At 67.3% G+C, this 18,062-nt stretch carries 7 protein-coding genes; 1 reads left to right on the forward strand and 6 read right to left on the reverse strand.

Annotation, left to right across the window (positions count from 1 at the left end; genetic code table 11):
- Nucleotides 1-34 precede the first annotated feature (34 nt).
- The 6 genes from FIU91_RS15255 to kynU all read right to left on the reverse strand — a co-directional run bounded on the left by FIU91_RS15255 (nt 35) and on the right by kynU (nt 17,346).
- Nucleotides 35-4,870: a type I polyketide synthase gene (locus FIU91_RS15255; protein ID WP_152463126.1), complete on the reverse strand. Its 4,836-nt coding sequence runs from the start codon at nt 4,868-4,870 to the stop codon at nt 35-37.
- Nucleotides 4,867-13,023, reverse strand: a complete 8,157-nt coding sequence (locus tag FIU91_RS15260) for a type I polyketide synthase (protein WP_152463127.1) — start codon at nt 13,021-13,023, stop codon at nt 4,867-4,869. Before FIU91_RS15260 ends, FIU91_RS15255 begins: the two co-directional genes overlap by 4 nt.
- A 44-nt stretch (nt 13,024-13,067) precedes the next feature.
- The gene (locus tag FIU91_RS19495) at nt 13,068-13,670 is read right to left on the reverse strand and encodes a hypothetical protein (protein ID WP_172975028.1); all 603 of its coding nucleotides are present in this window, start codon (nt 13,668-13,670) and stop codon (nt 13,068-13,070) included.
- Nucleotides 13,671-13,734: 64 nt separating this feature from the next.
- Nucleotides 13,735-14,589, reverse strand: a complete 855-nt coding sequence (locus tag FIU91_RS15270; RefSeq protein ID WP_093009693.1) for a sulfatase-like hydrolase/transferase — start codon at nt 14,587-14,589, stop codon at nt 13,735-13,737.
- A gap of 17 nt (nt 14,590-14,606) precedes the next feature.
- On the reverse strand, nt 14,607-15,749 hold the full coding sequence (locus FIU91_RS15275) for a lipopolysaccharide assembly protein LapB (protein ID WP_152463128.1): 1,143 nt from the start codon (nt 15,747-15,749) through the stop codon (nt 14,607-14,609).
- A 397-nt stretch (nt 15,750-16,146) separates the two neighbouring features.
- A complete protein-coding gene (gene kynU, locus FIU91_RS15280; RefSeq protein ID WP_152463129.1) occupies nt 16,147-17,346 on the reverse strand; it encodes a kynureninase in 1,200 nt (399 codons plus the stop codon).
- Between the two features lie 119 nt (nt 17,347-17,465).
- Here kynU and FIU91_RS15285 point away from each other — a divergent pair, with 119 nt between their 5' ends.
- The gene (locus tag FIU91_RS15285) at nt 17,466-18,053 is read left to right on the forward strand and encodes a YceI family protein (RefSeq protein ID WP_254701974.1); all 588 of its coding nucleotides are present in this window, start codon (nt 17,466-17,468) and stop codon (nt 18,051-18,053) included.
- The last annotated feature ends 9 nt before the right edge of the window (nt 18,054-18,062 follow it).

Raw genomic sequence — 18,062 nt, forward strand, 5'->3', positions numbered from 1 at the left:
CGACGTTGCCGTCATGGGTACTGGCGAGCTCAACTCAGCCTATGGCAAGTGCCATGATCATGCGGTCCTTGGCGGCGAGACGGATAGAGACTGGCTCTCCTGACGGCGTGACGACTTCCGCCGCGTCGCGCGCCTCGGTTATCCGCGAGAGGACGAAGGAGCGCGGTCGGCCGGTCAATCCCTCGCCGAGCATCTTGGCAACCGCTTCCTTGGCGCACCATCCCGACAGAAGCCGCGCGGCTGCTTCGGGCCCGGCGGGATCGATCACACCGAGACAGCCGAGCTCGTCGCTCGAGAACGCGCCCTCGGCCAAAAGATCGGCGGCGACGCCCTCTGCCGTTTCCATGTCGACGCCGATACGCGCGCCCGTCGGCCCCACTGCCGCCAGCGCCGCGCCGCCCGCATGGGATAGCGTGACCTCCGGCATCTCGCCCGGCACACCAAGCCAGTTGGGTCTTTCGGGCAGGATGTAGGGCCGCCCCTCGGCATCCGAGGCGATCTCGATATCGGCGGGCAGAAGCAATGCGCCATGCGCCGCCACGATCCAGGCGCGCGCCGCTTCCTTGAGCGCGATCCGTCCCATCAGCCAGTCGCGCCGCCGCTTTCCGGTGAGCGTCGCGAAATGGGCGCGTTCGGCATCAGAAAGGATCGTCGCCGCCAGAACCCGCGTCCAGATCCCGCCCGCATCGTCAAGAAACCCGCGCGGAAATGCCGGGACGGACCAGACGCGCACACCCTCCGGCGCGGAGGGGAAGAGTGCGGTCGCATCCTGACCGTACCACGCATCGCGCGGACGGTAGCGCGCCTCGTAGAAGCTGTGGGGCACATCGAAGAACCGGTCGCGCCAGCCCCTGACGGATAGAAGCCGCGTGCCGTCGGCGGCGATACAGTCGAAGTCGCCTTCGAGGAAGCGCGCGGCTTGCGGCTCATGTGTCGGCGCATCGTCCGCGTCGCGAAAGCCGAGCCGCCCGGACATCCGCGCGCCCGCGACCGCCTCACCCCGCGCATCGGGCAGGTCGATCCGCGCGATGCCGGAGGGAAAGGAGCTGAAATCCGTGCCCCATCCCTGCGCGATCCAGAAGGCCGTCACGTGGCCCACCTGGTCGAGCAGCGCGGGATTGATGAGCAGCCCTTCGGGAGCCTCGCCATTGGCGAAGAAGTCCTGCAACGGCATGTCCTTCAGAACGGCATCGAGCCCGCCCGCGTCCCAGGCATCGAGCGTTGCGACACCTTGAAAGAGCGGCCCGTGGAACATGCCGGTCGTGTAAAGCGCCTCGTCGGACCAAACCGGCGGCTGCGGCGCGGCGAGCCCAGGCAATGGGGGCGGCAGGTCGTCCGCATCCATCACCGCCTCGGCCTCGAACAGAAGCGCGCTTTCGCGAAGGAGCCGCACATGGACACGGGAGCCGCGCAGCTCAGCTTCGGTGGTCAGCGTTGCCGGGCCATCGTCGAAGGCGACCCAGTCGCGGGCGCGAACATTTTCAAGCCGTGTTGCGACCGTTCCCGTCAGGCAGGCGGCGGCTTCCAGCACCATCTCGAGGCTTACGGCGAGCGGCAGGACCGGCAGCGCCTGCAAGTCAGGATCGCTGTCCGAAACGTGGTCGGCGTAGAAGGTATGATGAGCGATAAACGGGTCGCCGAGCGGGTCGAAATCGCTCTCGGCGCGCAGATGCGTGTCGCTCATATCGACGCGGTGCAGCAGCGGTGGCTGCCAGTCGCCGGGCTCGGTCTCGGACCCGGTTGCGCGCCCACCCATCGCGGCCTCCGCGACGCTACCCGCCGTTTCGAGGAAGCGCTGCATCAGGTCGAAATGCCCCTGCATGAGACCGGCGGCCATTGCAGGATCGGCGCGCTCTGCGGTGGTTTCGGACTGGGGTTCTGAATGCGGGACCGGAGCAGGATTGGCCCGCTGGACCGTATCTGCGCGTTGCTCGGACATTGGCGCGACCGTGCCGGCATCCGTGGCAAGCGCGGTTGCAAGCTCGGCGGCGACATCTTTGGGCAAACGGACAATTGCGAGCGTGTTGTCGATCCGCTGCGGGCGGCGCTTCGGCGGATCCGCCTCGATATCCTCGCGCACCAGATCGCGCCCGGCAAAGAGCCCGGCAATATCGATCTCGCGTCCCGCGCAGAAGATCCGCCCCAACGCCTGCAAGAGATGCCCGAGTCCACCGCGCCGCCGCGAGTCGAGCGCGATCGCCGTCGTATCGCGCCCCTTCAGCGTGTCCTCGACGAAGCCGGTGAGGTTGGAGGACGGCCCGATCTCGACGAAAAGACGAACGCCATCTTCGTAGAGCCGCTCGACCGTTTCGGTGAACCGCACCCGCGCCGCCCATTGATGTGCGGCGAGCGCACGCAGCGCATCCGGCTCTTCCGGCATCGGCGCGGCGCTCGCACAGGAATAAACCGGCAGGGTCGGCGATGCGAAATCCATCGCGCGGTAGACAGTCTCGACCTTGTCGGCGACATCCTGAAACAGCGGCGTGTGGTAGGGTCGGTCGAAGGGCAGAAACGCGGTCATGCCGCCTTCGGGGCGCAACTCTTCGGCAATGGCTTCCATACGGGCGCGGCTGCCGAACAGCACCGCCTGGTGTTCACAATTGTCGAGCGCGAGATGCACGTCGCGGTCCGCCTCGACGATCTCGAGGATCCGCGCGCGAGGCACGCCGCCCACCGTCAGAAGCGCGCCCGAGCCGACACCGCCCGATGCCTCGATCTCTTGGTAAAGCCCGTTCAGCGCACGAATACGCGTCGCGAAAGCGGCGCGATCCTCGGCCGTCTCCGTCTTTCCGAAGACGCCTGCAGCCGCGAGCGCCGAGTTCTCTCCCGAAGAATGGCCGAGGACCAGATCGGGCGTAAGGCCCACCCGTCCCATCACGGCCATAAGCGCCTGCGCGGCGATGAACATCGACTCCGAGCCAAACTCGAGACCGAAAAGCTTGTCCGCGAGGAGCTGCGAGAGCTCGGGCGAAAGGGTCGTCGGCGGCGGGAAAACGGACGCAGACGGTGGTGTCTCGCGCGATGGAAACAGCCCATCCCAGAAATCGAACCATGCGCGCGCCTCGGGGAAGGCGGTGAGCACCTCGCCGAGCATGCCCTGGTATTGCGCGCCTTCGCCCGGAAAGACGAAGGCCATCTTGCCCCCGACCGGCGTGTCGGACGCGATGATGCCCGACTTGATGCGGAAACTCGTCTTGCCCGCCTCCAGCCGCTCGGCCGCTTTGGCGAGCTTGTCCTCGAGGTCGGTCCGGCTCTCGGCCACGATGGCGAGGCGGTTGTCGCCGGACCCCACCGTCTCGGCAGCGAAACGCGCGATCTCCGCAAGCGAGGCATCATCCCGCACCGCGATCCGCTGGCCGAGATGGCGCGCGGCGGTGGCAAGCTCTGGCGCTGAGGCAGCGGCGAGCACCACAAGCTCTTCCGCCCAGTTGGCGGGCGTTGCGCCGTGGCGGCGCGCCGGATCGTCAGCCTCCGTCCGCGCCTCTTCCAGAACCGCGTGCGAATTGACACCTCCGAAGCCGAACGCGTTCACCGCTGCCCGGCGCGGGACATCGGGCGCGCTGATCCAGGGCCGCGTCTCGGTGTTGACGTAGATCGGCGTCTCCTCGATCCCGATCCCGCCCCGCACCTTGTCGCAGAGTGTCGGCGGCAGCGTCTTGTGATAGAGCGCGAGCGCAGACTTGATGAGCCCCGCGGCACCGGCCGCCGGGATGCAATGCCCGATCATAGATTTCACCGACCCGATCGCCGTCGTCGGCAAGCCCGAGGCAGAGCGCCCTCCGAAAACATGGCTCAGCGCGCCGATCTCGGTGCGATCACCAAGCGGAATGCCCGTGCCGTGCGCCTCGATGAGGCCCGGCGGCGTCTCGGCTGTGCCCGCATCCGCGATTGCCCGCTCGATCGCGAGGCGCTCGCCTTCAAGCCGCGGCGCCAGAAGGCCCGAGCCCTTGCCGTCGCTCGACTGGCCCGCGCCCTTGAGGATCGCGTAGATCCTGTCACCCGCCGCTTCCGCATCTTCGCGCCGCTTGAGCGCCAGAAGCCCCAGCCCCTCGCCCAGAAGCGTGCCATCGCCGCCTTCGGAGAACGGGCGCACATGCCCCTTGCCCGAAAGCGCGCCGAGCTGGTTGAACACCATGTAGACCTCGGCCGGGATCGAGGCGTTCACCCCGCCCGCGAGCATCATGTCCGACCGGCCCGCGCGCAGCTCGAGCATCGCGGAATTGACCGCGAGGATCGACGAGGAGCAAGCGGCGTCGAGAATGTAGTTCGGCCCGTTGAGGTTGAGCCGGTTGGCGATCCGGCCCGACATCACGTTCGGCACGAGGCCCGGCGCGATATCGGCGTTGAAGGGCGGCAGGCGCTTGGCCATTTCCTCCCGCACGCGGTCGAGCGTCGCGGGATCGGCCCAAGGCATGAGCTGCGCGAGGATCTCCCGCGTCTGGTCAAGGACGACGCCGTGCTGCACCACCGCCGCGTTGCCGCGATGCAGGTAGGTCGAATGGCCGATGATGACGCCGGTGCGCTCGGAATTGATCTCCGCCTGCCGCGCATCGGCGAGAGCGGCCTGCGCCACCCGGAGGGCGACGAACTGGTCCGGCTCGCTGCCATCGACCGAGGATGGCATCACGCCGAGATCGACGGGATCGGCGGCGAAATTCTCACCAAGATAGCCGCCGCGCGCGGTTGGAATATGGGTCGGGCCTTCGGCGCTCAGATAGCGCTCGGCTTCCCATTCTGGCGGCGGCTCTCCGACGAAATCGAGCTTGGCGCAGATATTGGCCCAGAAACGATGGATATCGCCCGCGCCCGGAAACATGCCGGCCATTCCGACAATGGCGATATCGCCCTGCCCTGTCCCTGCCCGGCTCATTCCGCTGCCTCGGCGCGCGGCGCACCGGTCACGTCGGACAGGATCTCACCCTTGAAGCCCGCAAAGCGCGCAAGCCCCGCATCGGATGTGCACTCAAAGGCTTCGCAGACGAAAACCGGCCGGTCGTCCGCATCGACAACGACAGCGTCGAACAGGACCTGCGGCGCGGCGTCATCAGTCCGCATCTTGAGAACCATGCGCGCGGGCTCTCCGCCGCTGAGCGGAACGAGCCGGCCGATGGCATTCGGCAGCGCAGGCGCATCGCGCGTCACGACAGACCAGACCCAGGCAAGCTGCGCCACGGCATCGAGGAGGCCCGGATCGACCGTCCAACCCGGGCCCGCACCGAAGGCACCGGCCGGGCTTGGCGCGATGCGGGCGGAGACGCCACTCTCATCGAGGCCGGTCAGGTCTTTCACGCGCTGGTATTCCGAGCCGTGGAACAGCATGTCGCGATAGGCCGCGCGGGCAGAGACCGGCGAGGCAGCAGGCCGCGTCATCAACACCTCGAGTGCCAGATCCTCGATCCCGTCGAGCATTGCCGCGTCGGTCTTGGGACGCAGAAGCGCCGAGGCGCGGTAATGGCCGCGATGGGGAGGCTCGGCCGCTTTCAGATCGACGCGGGCCGAAAAACCTGTCGGATCGCCATGTTCCGCCGAATTGCCCACGACCAGAAGATCGCGCCCGCCGTCGTCGTCGAGCCGGAGCCCGTTCAGCGCGCGCAGATCCGAAAGGCCCGCAACGCGCCAATCGGGCCAGATCGCGGCGGCGGCTTCGGCGCAGATCTCGGCGGCGCAAGCCAGAGGCAGGACCGCCGTGCCGCCGATCCGATGTGCATCGAGCCAGGGATCGGAGGCGACGCTCAAATGCCGCGCGATGGCGGTGCCGCCCTTGGGCGCGGGCACTGGCGTCGGGTCCGGCAGAAGCGGGAAGGCGGAAGGGGCGACCGGCGCCGCAGCCAACGGCTCGCCGCCCGCGCGGTCGCTTTCGTGTTTCTCCCAGGGGCCCGCCCCGAGCGTCACCTCGGCTACGCCCTGAGGCGCGCGCAGGATCTCGTCGAAGAAGGCCTCCGCGCCGCCGGAGGCCGGCACGAGCGTCACGCCCTGAGCCTCGAATTTCGCGCGCACCGCGTCCGAAACCATGCCCGCGCCGAACTTCGTCGCGTCCCACGGCCCCCAGTTGATCGCGACGGCACGGCTGTTCGCCCAGCGATGATCGAGCGCGCAGGCGATGCGGTTCAACACTTCATTCGCGGTGGCATAATCGGTCTGGCCCGAATTGCCGTAGCGCCCCGCGACCGACGCAAAGAGCGCGAAGAAAACCGGTGGCGCGGCGTCGAGCCCCGCTGCAAGCGCCAGCGCGCCCATGACCTTGGTCTCGACCACGCGGTCCCAGCTCTCGGGCGTTTTGTCCTGGATCAGCTTGTCCTCGATCACGCCCGCGCCATGAATGACGCCGTGAACCGGGCCGATATCGCTCAGCAAGGCGCGCACCGCGTCCGGGTCGGCCATGTCGCAGGCGCGATAGCTGACCTCGGCTGCGCCGAGCGCGGCAAGATCGGCCAGGTTCGCGCGGATCTCGCGATCCCGCTGGATCGCGCCGAGGCGACGTTCGATGAGGACCGGCGTGACCGCCTCGCCCTGCGCCTTCGCCTCGGCGGCGAGATGCTTGCGAAGAGCACCGGCATCGCGGATCGCCGCAAGGTCAGCGGGCTCATCGCCCGGCAGATCGGAGCGGCCCACCAGCACGAGCCGCGCACCGGCGCGGGCGAAAGGACGGAGAATTTCTGCCGTGATGCCGCGCGCACCGCCGGTCGCAAGGATCAGCGCGCCTTGAGGCAGATCGCGCGGTGCAAGCTCCGTGACCTCGCGCGCCACGCTGCGGAAGATGGTGCGCGTGCCACCCGGATAGCCGACCTCGATCCGGCCCTCATGCGCGGAGAGCTCGGCGAAGAGGATGTCCGCCATCTTGTCGGCATCGAGCCCGGGATCGAGATCGACCGCGCGGGTCCGGGCCTCGGGCCATTCCTCGCGCAGTGATTTCGCAAGGCCCGTAGACCCACCCGCAAGCGTCAGGCCGGCCGTGCCGTCCCGCCCGAACATGCCGCCAAGCGCGGAGGCGAAAAGAACGCGGGCGGTCTTGAGGCTGTCCGCATGATCGCGGGCGAGCGCATAGGCGCTCTTCTCCGACGCGGCCAGGGCCGCACGCCACGCCTCAACCCCGGCATCCAGCGGAACGGGAATCGCGTCGAGCGCTGCAAGATGCACGAGACCTGCGAGCGGCGTGCCGGTTTGCGCGGGCACTTCCGCTGGCACGATCTCGGGCGTGCCGCCCGCCGCGGCGATGCGCTCTGCAAGACGCTTCGCCACGCCGCGACTGTCTTCGGTCAGCAGATAGACCCCCTTCGGCAGAGGCCCTGTGACGGGGCCCGGCTGGGCCTCCGCCTCGAAAACGAACCGGGGCGGTCGGGCCATGTCGACATGGTCCGCATTCTCCGCCCCGGCAGGATCAAAAGGGACCGGCGCCCCTTCCTTTTCAAGATGCGTCGCCAGCGTCTCGACGATCGCGCCGAGGGTCTTCTGCGCGTTCAGCGTCTCGCCAATCGGCGCGGCAGCTTTCGCCTGCCCCTCTGGCAGTGCCTTGACCAGCGCGCCGACGATCTCGAGCCGTTTGATCGAGTCGATGCCGAGGTCGGCTTCGATGCCCTGATCGAGGCCCAGCATGTCGGAGGGATAGCCCGTCCGGTCCTCCACGATCTCCAGCAGGAGGGCGGTCATGCCCGCCTTGTCAAGCCCGGCGGACGACGCGGCGGGAGCGGCGGCAGGCTGCGGTGCCGGAGCGGGCGCATCCGCTTTGGGCGCTGCCGCGGCGGCCTGAGGTTCGGGCTGCGCGGCCGGAGCGGGCGCAGGCGCGACCGGCGCCGGTGCAGCAGCCTGCGCGGCAATCGCCGGACGCTGCATCGCCGGGCGCGATGTCGGCGCGAAACGCGGCACCGGACGCGCGCTGCGCGCCGCCGGAGCCTGTGCTCCAAGGCTCGCCAGCATCACGCGCTCCTGGGTTTCGAGGAAGCATGCCATCGTGGCCTGGAAGCCGGCCATGATCGCCTCGCTCGGGGTGTCATAGTAGGTTTCTGGATAGACCGCCTCGCTCCGAGACAGGTCCTGTGGGCTCTGGTCCATGCGGGTCTCCTTTCGCGGTCCACGGGATACGACCTCCGTGATGGTGGCCGTGGCGGGTAGGTGTGCAGGACGCGACGGATCGGTCGCGGGTTTCGCCCCGCGCGCCTCGATGTCCTCGAGCGTGAGGACGGGCAGCGGCGGGCTGCCTGCGGGGCGCGCGCCCGATCCGTTCAGCATCCAGATATTGCGGCCTGGCTCCTCGATGCGTTCGACCGGGCCCTTGAGCGCGATGCTCTGCGCCCCGCGTCCCGAGAAGAGCCGCGCGAGATCGAGCGTCGCGCCTTGCGACAGAAGCTGCCCAAGCGCGCCGAGGAAGCCTGCAAGACCGCCCTCTTCATCATCGACCGAAATCGCGAGCACGTCTTCGCCCTGAAGGCACTGGCGGACCATGCCCGCATGACTGCCCTTGGGCCCGAGGCTCAGGAAGACGCGCGCACCGTCGCGGTGCATCGCCTGCACTTCGCTCATGAATTCCACCGGGCGGGCAAGCTGGCGCGCGAGCGTGCGGCGCACGGCCTTTGCGTCGGCCTCGTAAGGCTCGGCCGTCGTGTTGGCGTAGACCGGGAAAGCCGGTGCCGCGACCGGCATCTTGTTGAGGAACCCGGCGAGACGCTTTTCCGCCGGGGCGACAATCGGCGAATGAAACGCCGCGCCGACCGGCAGGACCCGGAAGGAGAGCCCCTCGGTCTCTGCTTTCGCGCCCGCCGCTTCGATGGCGGCGCGGGTGCCGGACAGGATGCTCTGTTCCGGTGCGTTGTGATTGGCGACACAGATGTCGTCCATGCCGGCGATCAACGCCTCGATCCGCTCGCGCGGGGCGCGGACGGCCGCCATCGTGCCAAGGTCTGCCCCGTCCCCTGCCTCGACCATGAAGCGGCCGCGGGCGCGGGAGACGCGGAAAAGATCGTCCCGCGCGATTGCGCCGGCAGCGTGAAGCGCGACAAACTCACCGTAGCTGTGGCCCGCGGCCATATCGGGCGCGAGGCCGAGGTTGCGGAAGACGTCCCAGAGACCGGCCTCGACCGCGCCGAGGGCGGGCTGCGCCATGTCGGTCCGCGTGAGCGTTTTGGCTGCCTCTTGGCGCGCCTCTGCATCGTAGGCGGCCTCGGGCAGGATCGCGCGGCTCAACGGCTCGCCCAGTGCAGCATCGGCGGCGGCGAGGCTCGCTGCCATTTCGGGCAGCATCATCGCGAGATCGGCGAACATGTCGGGATATTGGCTACCCTGCCCCGGGAAGATGAGCGCGAGCTTACCCCCGCTCGCAAGGTGCGGGCTGTCGCTCCAGCTTGCGCCGGCGGGTAGCGGGCCGCCATCTTCAAGCGCCTTGAGAAGCGCGACAAGCCGTGCGGACAGATCCGCCGCGTCCGAGATCACGAGCGTCGCGGTCAGCCCTTTCTTCGGGGCGGCCTCCCAGAGGCTCAGCGCAAGATCGGCAAGCTCCGGCGTCCAGCCTTGTCCAAGCCGGTCGAGCTGCGTGCGGATCTGTGATGCCACGGCCTTTGCGGATGCGCCGCGCCAGACCAACAGCTCATGCGGCCAGCGCGACCGCGCGGGCGGCATGAGCGCAGGGATCGCGCGCTTGGCGTCATGCTCCTCAAGCGTCACGTGGAAATTGGTGCCACCGAAGCCGAAGGCGGAAACACCCGCGCGACGCGGCTCCCCGTTATCGAGCCAAGGGCGCGGACGGTCCACGAGATAGAGCGGAAGACTCTCGTCGGTCAGCTTCGCATTGGGCGCACCCTGGCGGCCATGCGGCGGCAGCACCGAATGATGAAGCGAGAGCGAGGCCTTGATGAGCCCCGAGATCCCCGCCGCCGCCTTGGTGTGACCGATCTGCGTTTTCACCGATCCGATCGCGGCGGAACGCGGTGCGGCCCCGGCCTCGGTCAGCAGTCGCGTCACGGTCTCCATCTCGGCGGTGTCGCCGACGACGGTGCCGGTGCCGTGCGCCTCGAACAGACCCACCGTTTCGGGGCCGTAGCCGGCCATTTCGTAGGCCCGGCGCAGGGCGCGGATCTGCCCGTCGGGATGCGGCGCGGTCATCGACTTGGCCTTCCCGTCCGACGAGCCGCCGACGCCCTTGATGACCGAATAGATGCGGTCGCCGTCACGCTCTGCATCGGCAAGCCGCTTCATCGCGATCATCGCAAGGCCTTCGGAGATAACGATCCCGTCCGCGTCAGCTTCGAAGGACGCGCAACGCCCGCGTGGGCTGAGTGCGCGTGTCTTGGAGAAGCACAGATAGCCGAACGGGCCCTGGACCGTGTCGATCCCGCCCGCGAGCACCATGTCGGAGCGCCCGGTCTCAAGCTCCAGAACGCCCTGATAGACCGCCGCGAGCGAAGAGGCACAAGCGGCGTCGATCGTGTAATTCACCCCGCCGAAATCGAGCCGGTTCGCGGTGCGACCGGCCGCCACGTTCAGAAGGATTCCGGCGAAGCTGTCTTCCGTCCATTCGGGCAGATAGGACGCGGCGTCCCCGTCGATCTTGCCGAGAAAGCGCGGCATCTCCGACCTGACGGCATATTGCGCGCCGACATCGCCTGCGCCGCCGGACGCACCGAGGATAACGGACGTCTTGAGCCGAGGACCTTTGATTCCCGCCTCGCCCGTCAGCCCCGCATCGTCGAGGCAGCGCCGCGCCACCTCGAGCGTCATCAACTGCAACGGATCGAGCGCCTTCACCGCGCGCGGCGGAATGCCGTAGCGCATCGGATCGAAGGGCATGTCCTCGAGGAAGCCGCCCCATTTGGAATAGATCTTGTCGGGCGCGTTCTGGTCCGGGTCGAAGTAGATCCGCCAATCCCAGCGATGCGACGGGATCTCCGAGATCGCGGAACGCCCGTCGAGCAGGTTTTCCCAATATTCGCGCAAGTTCCGCGCACCGGGCAGAAGCGCAGACATGCCGACAATGGCGATATCGGCCGGCGCGGGCGCCCGCACGTCTGCGGGAGTGACCTCTGGCTTCTCCGCCTGAGCCGCGATCTCGCGCAGAAGCGCGCCGCCGTCTTCGCAGATGCCTGTGTGCAAGCCGCGGATGTCGGTCAGCGCGTCGCGCAGCTGCGCGACCTGGCCGATCATGTACATGCCTTCCTGAAGCTGCCGCTCGACCGGCACGGTAAGAAGATCGTCCCCTTGCCGCTCGGTCGCCTTGGAGGCGATGCGCAGGCGGCCGAGCGTGAGGCTCTCTAGCTCTTCGCGCATATCCTCCGCACCCACGCCCTGCGCTTCGAGCGCGCGGCGCTTGGCGGCAAATTCCTGTGCGAAGGGGGTGAGCGCAGCGCGGCTCGCATGGCCTGCGCCGGTCTCCAGTGTCACGGTTTCGGTGCAGGTAAGAAGCGTGTTCTGGAACGTGTCCGCGATGGCCCCGTCCCGCACCGCTTCTTCGGTAAAGAGATACGCGGTGCCGACCAGCACGCCGACCTTGATGCCCTTCGCGGCGAGCGGCGCGGCGAAGGCCCCGACGATGGCCGCGGAGGCCGCATCGTGGATGCCCCCCGCGAAAAGAACAGAGATCTCGGAAGCGGTCTTGGCGTCGTCCACCTCTTCGAGAATCGTGCGGACCATGTTGTCCCAGAGAACCAACGAGGACATCGGACCCACATGGCCGCCGCATTCGCGCCCTTCGAAGACGAAGCGGCGCGCACCTTGTTCAAGGAACATCGACAACAGGCGCGGCGAGGGAACATGCAGGTATGAGGGGATGCCATCGGCCTCGAGCGCGACCGCCTGATCGGGGCGCCCGCCCGCAATGAGCGCGAAGGAAGGTCCATGCTTGAGCGCGACCTCCACCTGGTCCTTCACGAGCTGCGAGGGCGCAAAGCCCAGAAGGCCCACACCCCAGCTCTTGCCCTGAAGCCGCTCGGCCACATCCGCCAGAAGCTTATCGGCCTGGGCCGGGCGCATCAGTGCCAGCGCCACCATGGGCAGCGCGCCACCTTCGGCCACCGACTGCGCGAAAGGCGCAACGTCGGAGACGCGTGTCATCGGCCCCTGGACGATCGGAAACTCGGTGCGGTGGTCCGCTGCGAGCGGCGTGCCAGCACCGAGAATGTCGGTATCCGCCGCGCGGGCGACCGCTTCGGCGGAAAGCTTTTCAAGCGCCGCGCAGAGACGTCCGACGCTGCCATAGCGCCGCGCAAGATCAGGGGCGAAGGCCGCCGCCTGCCCCATCGGCGCAAGATCGCCACCCGTGATGTTCCAGCCGAACGCCCCGTCCGCGAGTGCGTTCTGCGCCTCGGCGACGGCTCCCGCGATATGCGCGCGAAGGCTTGCGGCGGCATTCCTGCCCGGTGCTTCGATACCGCGCCAGCGCAGGCCGCACTGACCTTCGATCAACACCGTCTCGCCACCGGTCATCCGCGCAAGGATCGGCGCGACTCGGTTGGCCAGCGCGCTCTCCCGCAGCATCAGGCATTGATCGTCGAGCACCACGCCCGCAGCACCGCCCGCGCGCACCGCGCCTGCCGAATGCAGCCCGATACCGCCGCGAACGAAGACCTGCGACAGCCCCGCAGCGCGGGCTTTCTGCAGAAGGATGAAGCTCGTCGCCTCGCCAACGCAGCCGCTCGCTTCGTGGCCTTTGAGAATCACGCCATCCGCCGCAAACGGACCGGAAAGGCGGTCATCCCACGTCGTGGCCTCGAGCATCACATGAAGGCCTGCCGCGCGGATCGCCTCGACTTGGGGCTGGGACTCAAAGGCGACCGGAGCCGGAAGAATGACCGTGCCGAGACCCGCTTCGCGGTACGCACCGACAAGATCAGAGGCGAGCCCCGCATCGGTCAGCTGGACGCCCCAGCCCACTGGGGCCGTCTGCGAAAGACGCGAAAGCCCCGCTTCGAGCGCGCCCTCCGGCAGCGGCAGCTCCGCGTTGAAGACGCCGATCCGCCCTGCCCGCTGCGCCGCGATGGCGAGCGAGGGGTCGCCCGTACCCGCGGGGGTCAGAACAAGGATACCGAAATCTTGGTCCATGTCGCGTCTCCGTCAGGGGCGTACGCAGCGCCCGTCCTTGAGCGTCAGGTCTTCTTCGTGATGCTGGGCGCGGCGTCGGCGATGGCCTCGGCCTCTGTTGTCTTCGTGGTCTCTGCGGTCTTTTCGTCCGCTTCGAGCTTCTCGAGGCGGGCCTGAAGCTTCTCGATCCGCTCTTGCAGCTTGTCGCGCAGCTTTTCGGGATCGCGCCCATGCGCGAGCGGCGTTCCGGCCTCGGCCGCAGCGCCGTCGCCCGCACGATTGGCCATCATGCGCCGCAGCAGCGGGCGTCCGCGAAGACCGCCGGCCGCTCCGGCGCCAGCGCCGCCTGCCGCGCCCGCGGCCAAGCCGCTGCCACGCGGTCCCGCCCCGCCATTCTGGGCGCGCGCGCGCAGACGTTCTCGCAACGCGCCACCGCCGGCTCCGGCACCCGCGCCGCCACCGCCAAGCCCCAGGCCGGCGCCCACACCGAGTGGACCGCCACCCCCAGCCTGTGCGCCACCGCCGCGCCGCTCAGCCAGGATCTGGCGCAGCCGCGCGCCGCGCTCACCGGTCGCTCCTCCCGCACCAGCGCCTGCGCCGCCGCCACCACGCCGCGCCCTGAGGCGCTTCAATGCTTCGAGACGCTTGTCGTCTTCGGTATCAGCCATGACAGTCCCCTTCCCACTTCCACACCCGTGTTCTGCGCGCTTTGTGTCGTGGCGCAGTATTCCGTCAGATCAGACTTGCCTTCCTCGGCCGCGGGCCTTCGACATACGGCACCTCGAAGACCTTCTCGTGCATCACCGGCCCGTGGCCGAAATATCCCTGTTCCCCAAAGGCTTCGCCATGATCGCCCATGATCATGAACCACGTGTTCGACGGTGCCTTGTCAAAGAGCGCACCGAGCAACCCGTCGAGATATTCGACACAGCGGATCTGTTGCTGATGCAGCCCGCGCATCACGTCGTCCGAGAAGAATTCGTCAACGCTCATCGCGGATGCGCCACGACCGCCGGCATCGCCGCCCTGGGCCAGCGTCTTGGCGACGCCGTGCAGTCCCGAAATATGGGGCAGCGCCTCGTCCTTGAGCATGTAGGGGTAATGCGTCTCGCCGAGATTGAAGAAGTGAAAGCTGGGATGATCGCGGGAGAAGCTCACGTCCTCGATCATGCCCGCGAAATCATTGTGGTTGGACATCAGCTTGTAATCGTCGAACGCGTTCGAGATGACCGTCTGCGGGTTCAGGACCGGCATCGAGACCCGGCCCACGGTGCGATAGCCATACTGGCGCAACATGCCCGGCAGCGAGAGCTGCGGCAGGAACGTCTCGAAGGCGAGGTCTGGGATCTCGAGGCGATCGGACCACTTCGCGAAATCCTCCTTGTAGACCTCGGAGGCATAGACATGGGCTGGCGACAGATGCGGCACGAGGCCCATCATGAAGGTGTAATGGGACGGCGCGGTCCACGAGGCGTAGGAGTAGCGCTTCTGGATATCGCCAAGCTTGCGCAGGTTCGGCGCATCGGCGGCCATGACCGAGTCATAGCGGCAGGAATCGTAGGTAATGAGGACCAGATTGCGCGGCATGTCGTGTCGGTGTCCTCTCAGCCGGCGGCGGCTTCACGGCGGGCGGCGAGACGCGCGCGGATCGCGCCGCGGCGGGCACCGCCATCCTCGCCCGGAGCGGGGAGTTTCTCTGCGATGGCCGCCTTGAGCGCGGCCGCATGCGACGTCGCATCCGCGGGCACCTCGGCCTCGGCGAGCGTTGTCAGCTCGGGATGCGTTTCCTGCAGCTTGGGCGAGTTCAGGATCGCGGCGCGATAGCATTCCGAGGCATCACCGGGACGCCCCATTGCGAGGTAGATATCGCCCATCGCCTTCTGCACGAAACCGGATCGGCGCGCCTTGGGGCCGAGTTTCATCAGCATGTCGAGGGCATCGCCGTGGCGGCCCGTCTGCGATCGCGCTTGCGCCGCGCGGAGCGTGGCGCGCAGATTGTTCGGCTTGATCGCAATGGCGCGTTCAAAGCTGCGGACGGCTTGCGCTGGCTCGTCGAGCGCGGCCTGCACCTGACCCAGCGCCTGATGCACCGGCGCACGGTCCGGCGCGAGGCTTGCCGCCTTGTCGAGCGCCTCCCGCGCCGCATCCATCTCGCCCTGACGCATGAGGATGCGGCCAAGCTGGTAATGCGGCATCCAGAGATCTGGCTTGATGTCCGAGACGCGGGTCAATTCACGCACGGCCTCGTCCGTCGCACCCGATTGCGCGAGGGCGCTCGCGAGAGACATCCGCAGCCGCACATCCTGTGGATTGTGCAAAACGCCTTCGCGCAGCGCCTCGAGTGCCTCGGAAGACTTGCCTGCCTCTTTCAACATGCGCGCCAGGCGCAGATACGCGGCGCTTGCCGACGGATCGAGCGCGATCGCGGTCTCCAGCTCCGTCATGGCTTCCTCGGTCTCGCCCATCTTACCGAGCATTCCGGCACTCAGGATCTGGGCGGGGACGAGATCGGGCTTCAGCGCTTGCGCTTCCTGGAAGTGCTCCAGCGCGCGGTGCGGATCGTTCAGCTTGGCAAAGACCCGCCCAAGCCCGAGATGCGCGATTGCAAGGTCTGGTTGTGCTTCCAAAAGATCTGTAAAGATCTCTTGAGACGTATCCAGATCGCCGTCCTTCAGTGCGGCCATCCCGTCTTTGACGCGCTGACGCAAGAGAGCCTGGCTCTCACGAGCAAATTGGCGGTCGGACATCTCAGATCCCCCTGAAATATTCTTGGCGGCGCGAAATGCGTGCGCCTTGGCAGGCTTGGTGGCAGCGTCTTAAAAAACACCCCCGGTATAAGGATTGGCAGAGATCACGTCTACATGAACCTCCGCTACGTCACGCTTGACTTTTCAGAATCACCTTTCCCCCCGCCGCTGGCTATATAATTGAAAGTTAACTATCTTTTTGCAAACGCATTATTGCGCGAAGGCGGATTTGCGGCGAAGTAGCGCGTCAGAAATGCTGCGCTGCGGCTAAAAAGTTGAGCATCAGTGACAGATTTACAACGACATATCGGCGCATGGCCTCCGCAGAGACCGCGGCAGCGCGAATCGGTATTTGTAAATTCTCGAATCGATTCGACCGAACTGCGCGATCCGGCTGTCAGGTGACCTTGGAGCGCTTCGCATAAGCGGGGTCGCGCCACATGTCTTCCCCGATGACACGTGTCAGCACGGAAACCGCCGCGTCGATATCCGCCGTGTCGAGAAAGAGCGGCGTCAGCCCGAAGCGCATGATGTCCGGCGCCCGGAAATCGCCGATGACGCCGTGTGCAATCAGTGCTTGCATTGCCTCGTAGCCGTGTTCGAACCGGAACGAGACCTGACTGCCGCGCATCGCGGGATCGCGGGGGCTCGCCAGAGCGAGGTCCGGGCACGCCGCTTCGACACCGGCGATGAACCGCTCGGACAATTCGATGGAGGCTGCGCGCACATCCTCCATAGCGACCCCGTCCCAGAGGTCGAGCGCGGCATCGAGCGCGGCCATCTGCAGAACCGGCGGCGTGCCGACGCGCATGCGCTCGATCCCTTGCGCGGGCCGGTAAGCGGGCTCGAAGGCGAACGGCGCGTCATGGCCGAGCCAGCCCTGCAGGGCCGGCATCACCGTATCGGCGAGATCGGGTCGCACGTAGATGAAAGCCGGGGCGCCGGGCCCGCCATTGAGATACTTGTAGGTGCAACCGACCGCGAACTCGGCACCGGCGGCTGTCAGGTCGATCGGAAGCGCACCGGCGGAATGCGCCAGATCCCAGATCGCCACCGCGCCTGCATCCTGTGCCGCGCGCGTCAACGCGGCCATGTCGTGACGCCGCCCGGTGCGGTAATCTACCTCGGTCAGCATCAGCGCCGCGACGTCCGGGCCGATCCGGGCCGCGATGTCCTCGGGGTCGACGACCTCGAGCCGGTGTCCTTGCCCCAGCGTCGCGATCAGCCCTTCCGCCATGTAGAGATCGGTCGGGAAATTGCCGCTGTCGGACAGAACGATCTTGCGGTCGGGCCGCATCGCCAGCGCGGCGGCCAGCGCCTGATAGACCTTCACCGACAATGTATCGCCCAGAACGACGGAGCCTTCGGGCGCACCGATAAGCTTGCCGATCCGGTCGCCGATCCGCGCGGGCTGCGCCATCCAGCCGGCTTTGTTCCACCCGCCGATGAGCATGTCTCCCCATTCGTGGCGCATCGCCTCCTGCATCCGGACGAGCGCGGCATTGGGCAGCGGGCCTAGCGAGTTCCCATCGAGATAGATCACACCCTCGGGCAGATGGAAGAGATGCTTTCGTGTGACGGATGATGCAGCTGACATGGAAGCTCCGGCTCGGTGACGGGCAAGCTATGACATGAACGCTCGCTCCCGAGAAGGTGCGCGGGACTTTCTTCGCTTCGGTGCTACCGTTCCATGCAGACGGACCAACAGGAGAAAACATGATGCGCCGAGCGCTCGTTTCCACACTTCTCATTGCTGCCCCGACCCTCGCCCAGGCCGAGCCTGCCCGCTACGAGCTCGACCCGGCGCATACGACCGTGGCCTTTCTAATCGATCACGTCGGTTATGCGGCGACCCTTGGCCTGTTCGGCGAGGTCGTGGGAACCTTCACGTACGACATGGAGACCCAGGAACTCAGCGACGTCGAGGTTACGGTTCAGACCGGCAGCCTCGAGACCATGAACGACGCTCGGGACGAACATGTGCGCTCGGGCGATTTCCTGGCCGTGAACGATCATCCCGAAATGGTGTTCACCGCCGATAGCGGCACCCCGTCAAGCGATACCGAAGGCGAGGTCGCGGGCGAGCTGACGCTTCTGGGACAGACGAACCCCCTTGTACTCGATGTCACGCTGAACAAGGCCGAGGAATATCCGTTCGGCCATGGCCGCTTCGTTCTCGGGCTGACCGTCCGGGGCAGCCTCAACCGGAGCGATTGGGGCATGACCTACGGCGTCGACAACGGGCTTGTCGGCGACGAGGTGACGCTCATCATCGAGACCGAAGCGATGCGTATGGACGAATAAAGCCAGTCC

Source organism: Roseivivax sp. THAF30 (assembly GCF_009363575.1).
GTDB classification, from domain to species: Bacteria; Pseudomonadota; Alphaproteobacteria; order Rhodobacterales; family Rhodobacteraceae; genus Roseivivax; species Roseivivax halotolerans.

Bases quoted from the DNA above. Each gene is read 5' to 3' on its own strand.
- FIU91_RS15255 (WP_152463126.1), bottom strand. From the start codon at position 4,870: ATGAGCCGGGCAGGGACAGGGCAGGGCGATATCGCCATTGTCGGAATG.
- FIU91_RS15260 (WP_152463127.1), bottom strand. From the start codon at position 13,023: ATGGACCAAGATTTCGGTATCCTTGTTCTGACCCCCGCGGGTACGGGC.
- FIU91_RS19495 (WP_172975028.1), bottom strand. From the start codon at position 13,670: ATGGCTGATACCGAAGACGACAAGCGTCTCGAAGCATTGAAGCGCCTC.
- FIU91_RS15270 (WP_093009693.1), bottom strand. From the start codon at position 14,589: ATGCCGCGCAATCTGGTCCTCATTACCTACGATTCCTGCCGCTATGAC.
- FIU91_RS15275 (WP_152463128.1), bottom strand. From the start codon at position 15,749: ATGTCCGACCGCCAATTTGCTCGTGAGAGCCAGGCTCTCTTGCGTCAG.
- kynU (WP_152463129.1), bottom strand. From the start codon at position 17,346: ATGTCAGCTGCATCATCCGTCACACGAAAGCATCTCTTCCATCTGCCC.
- FIU91_RS15285 (WP_254701974.1), top strand. From the start codon at position 17,466: ATGATGCGCCGAGCGCTCGTTTCCACACTTCTCATTGCTGCCCCGACC.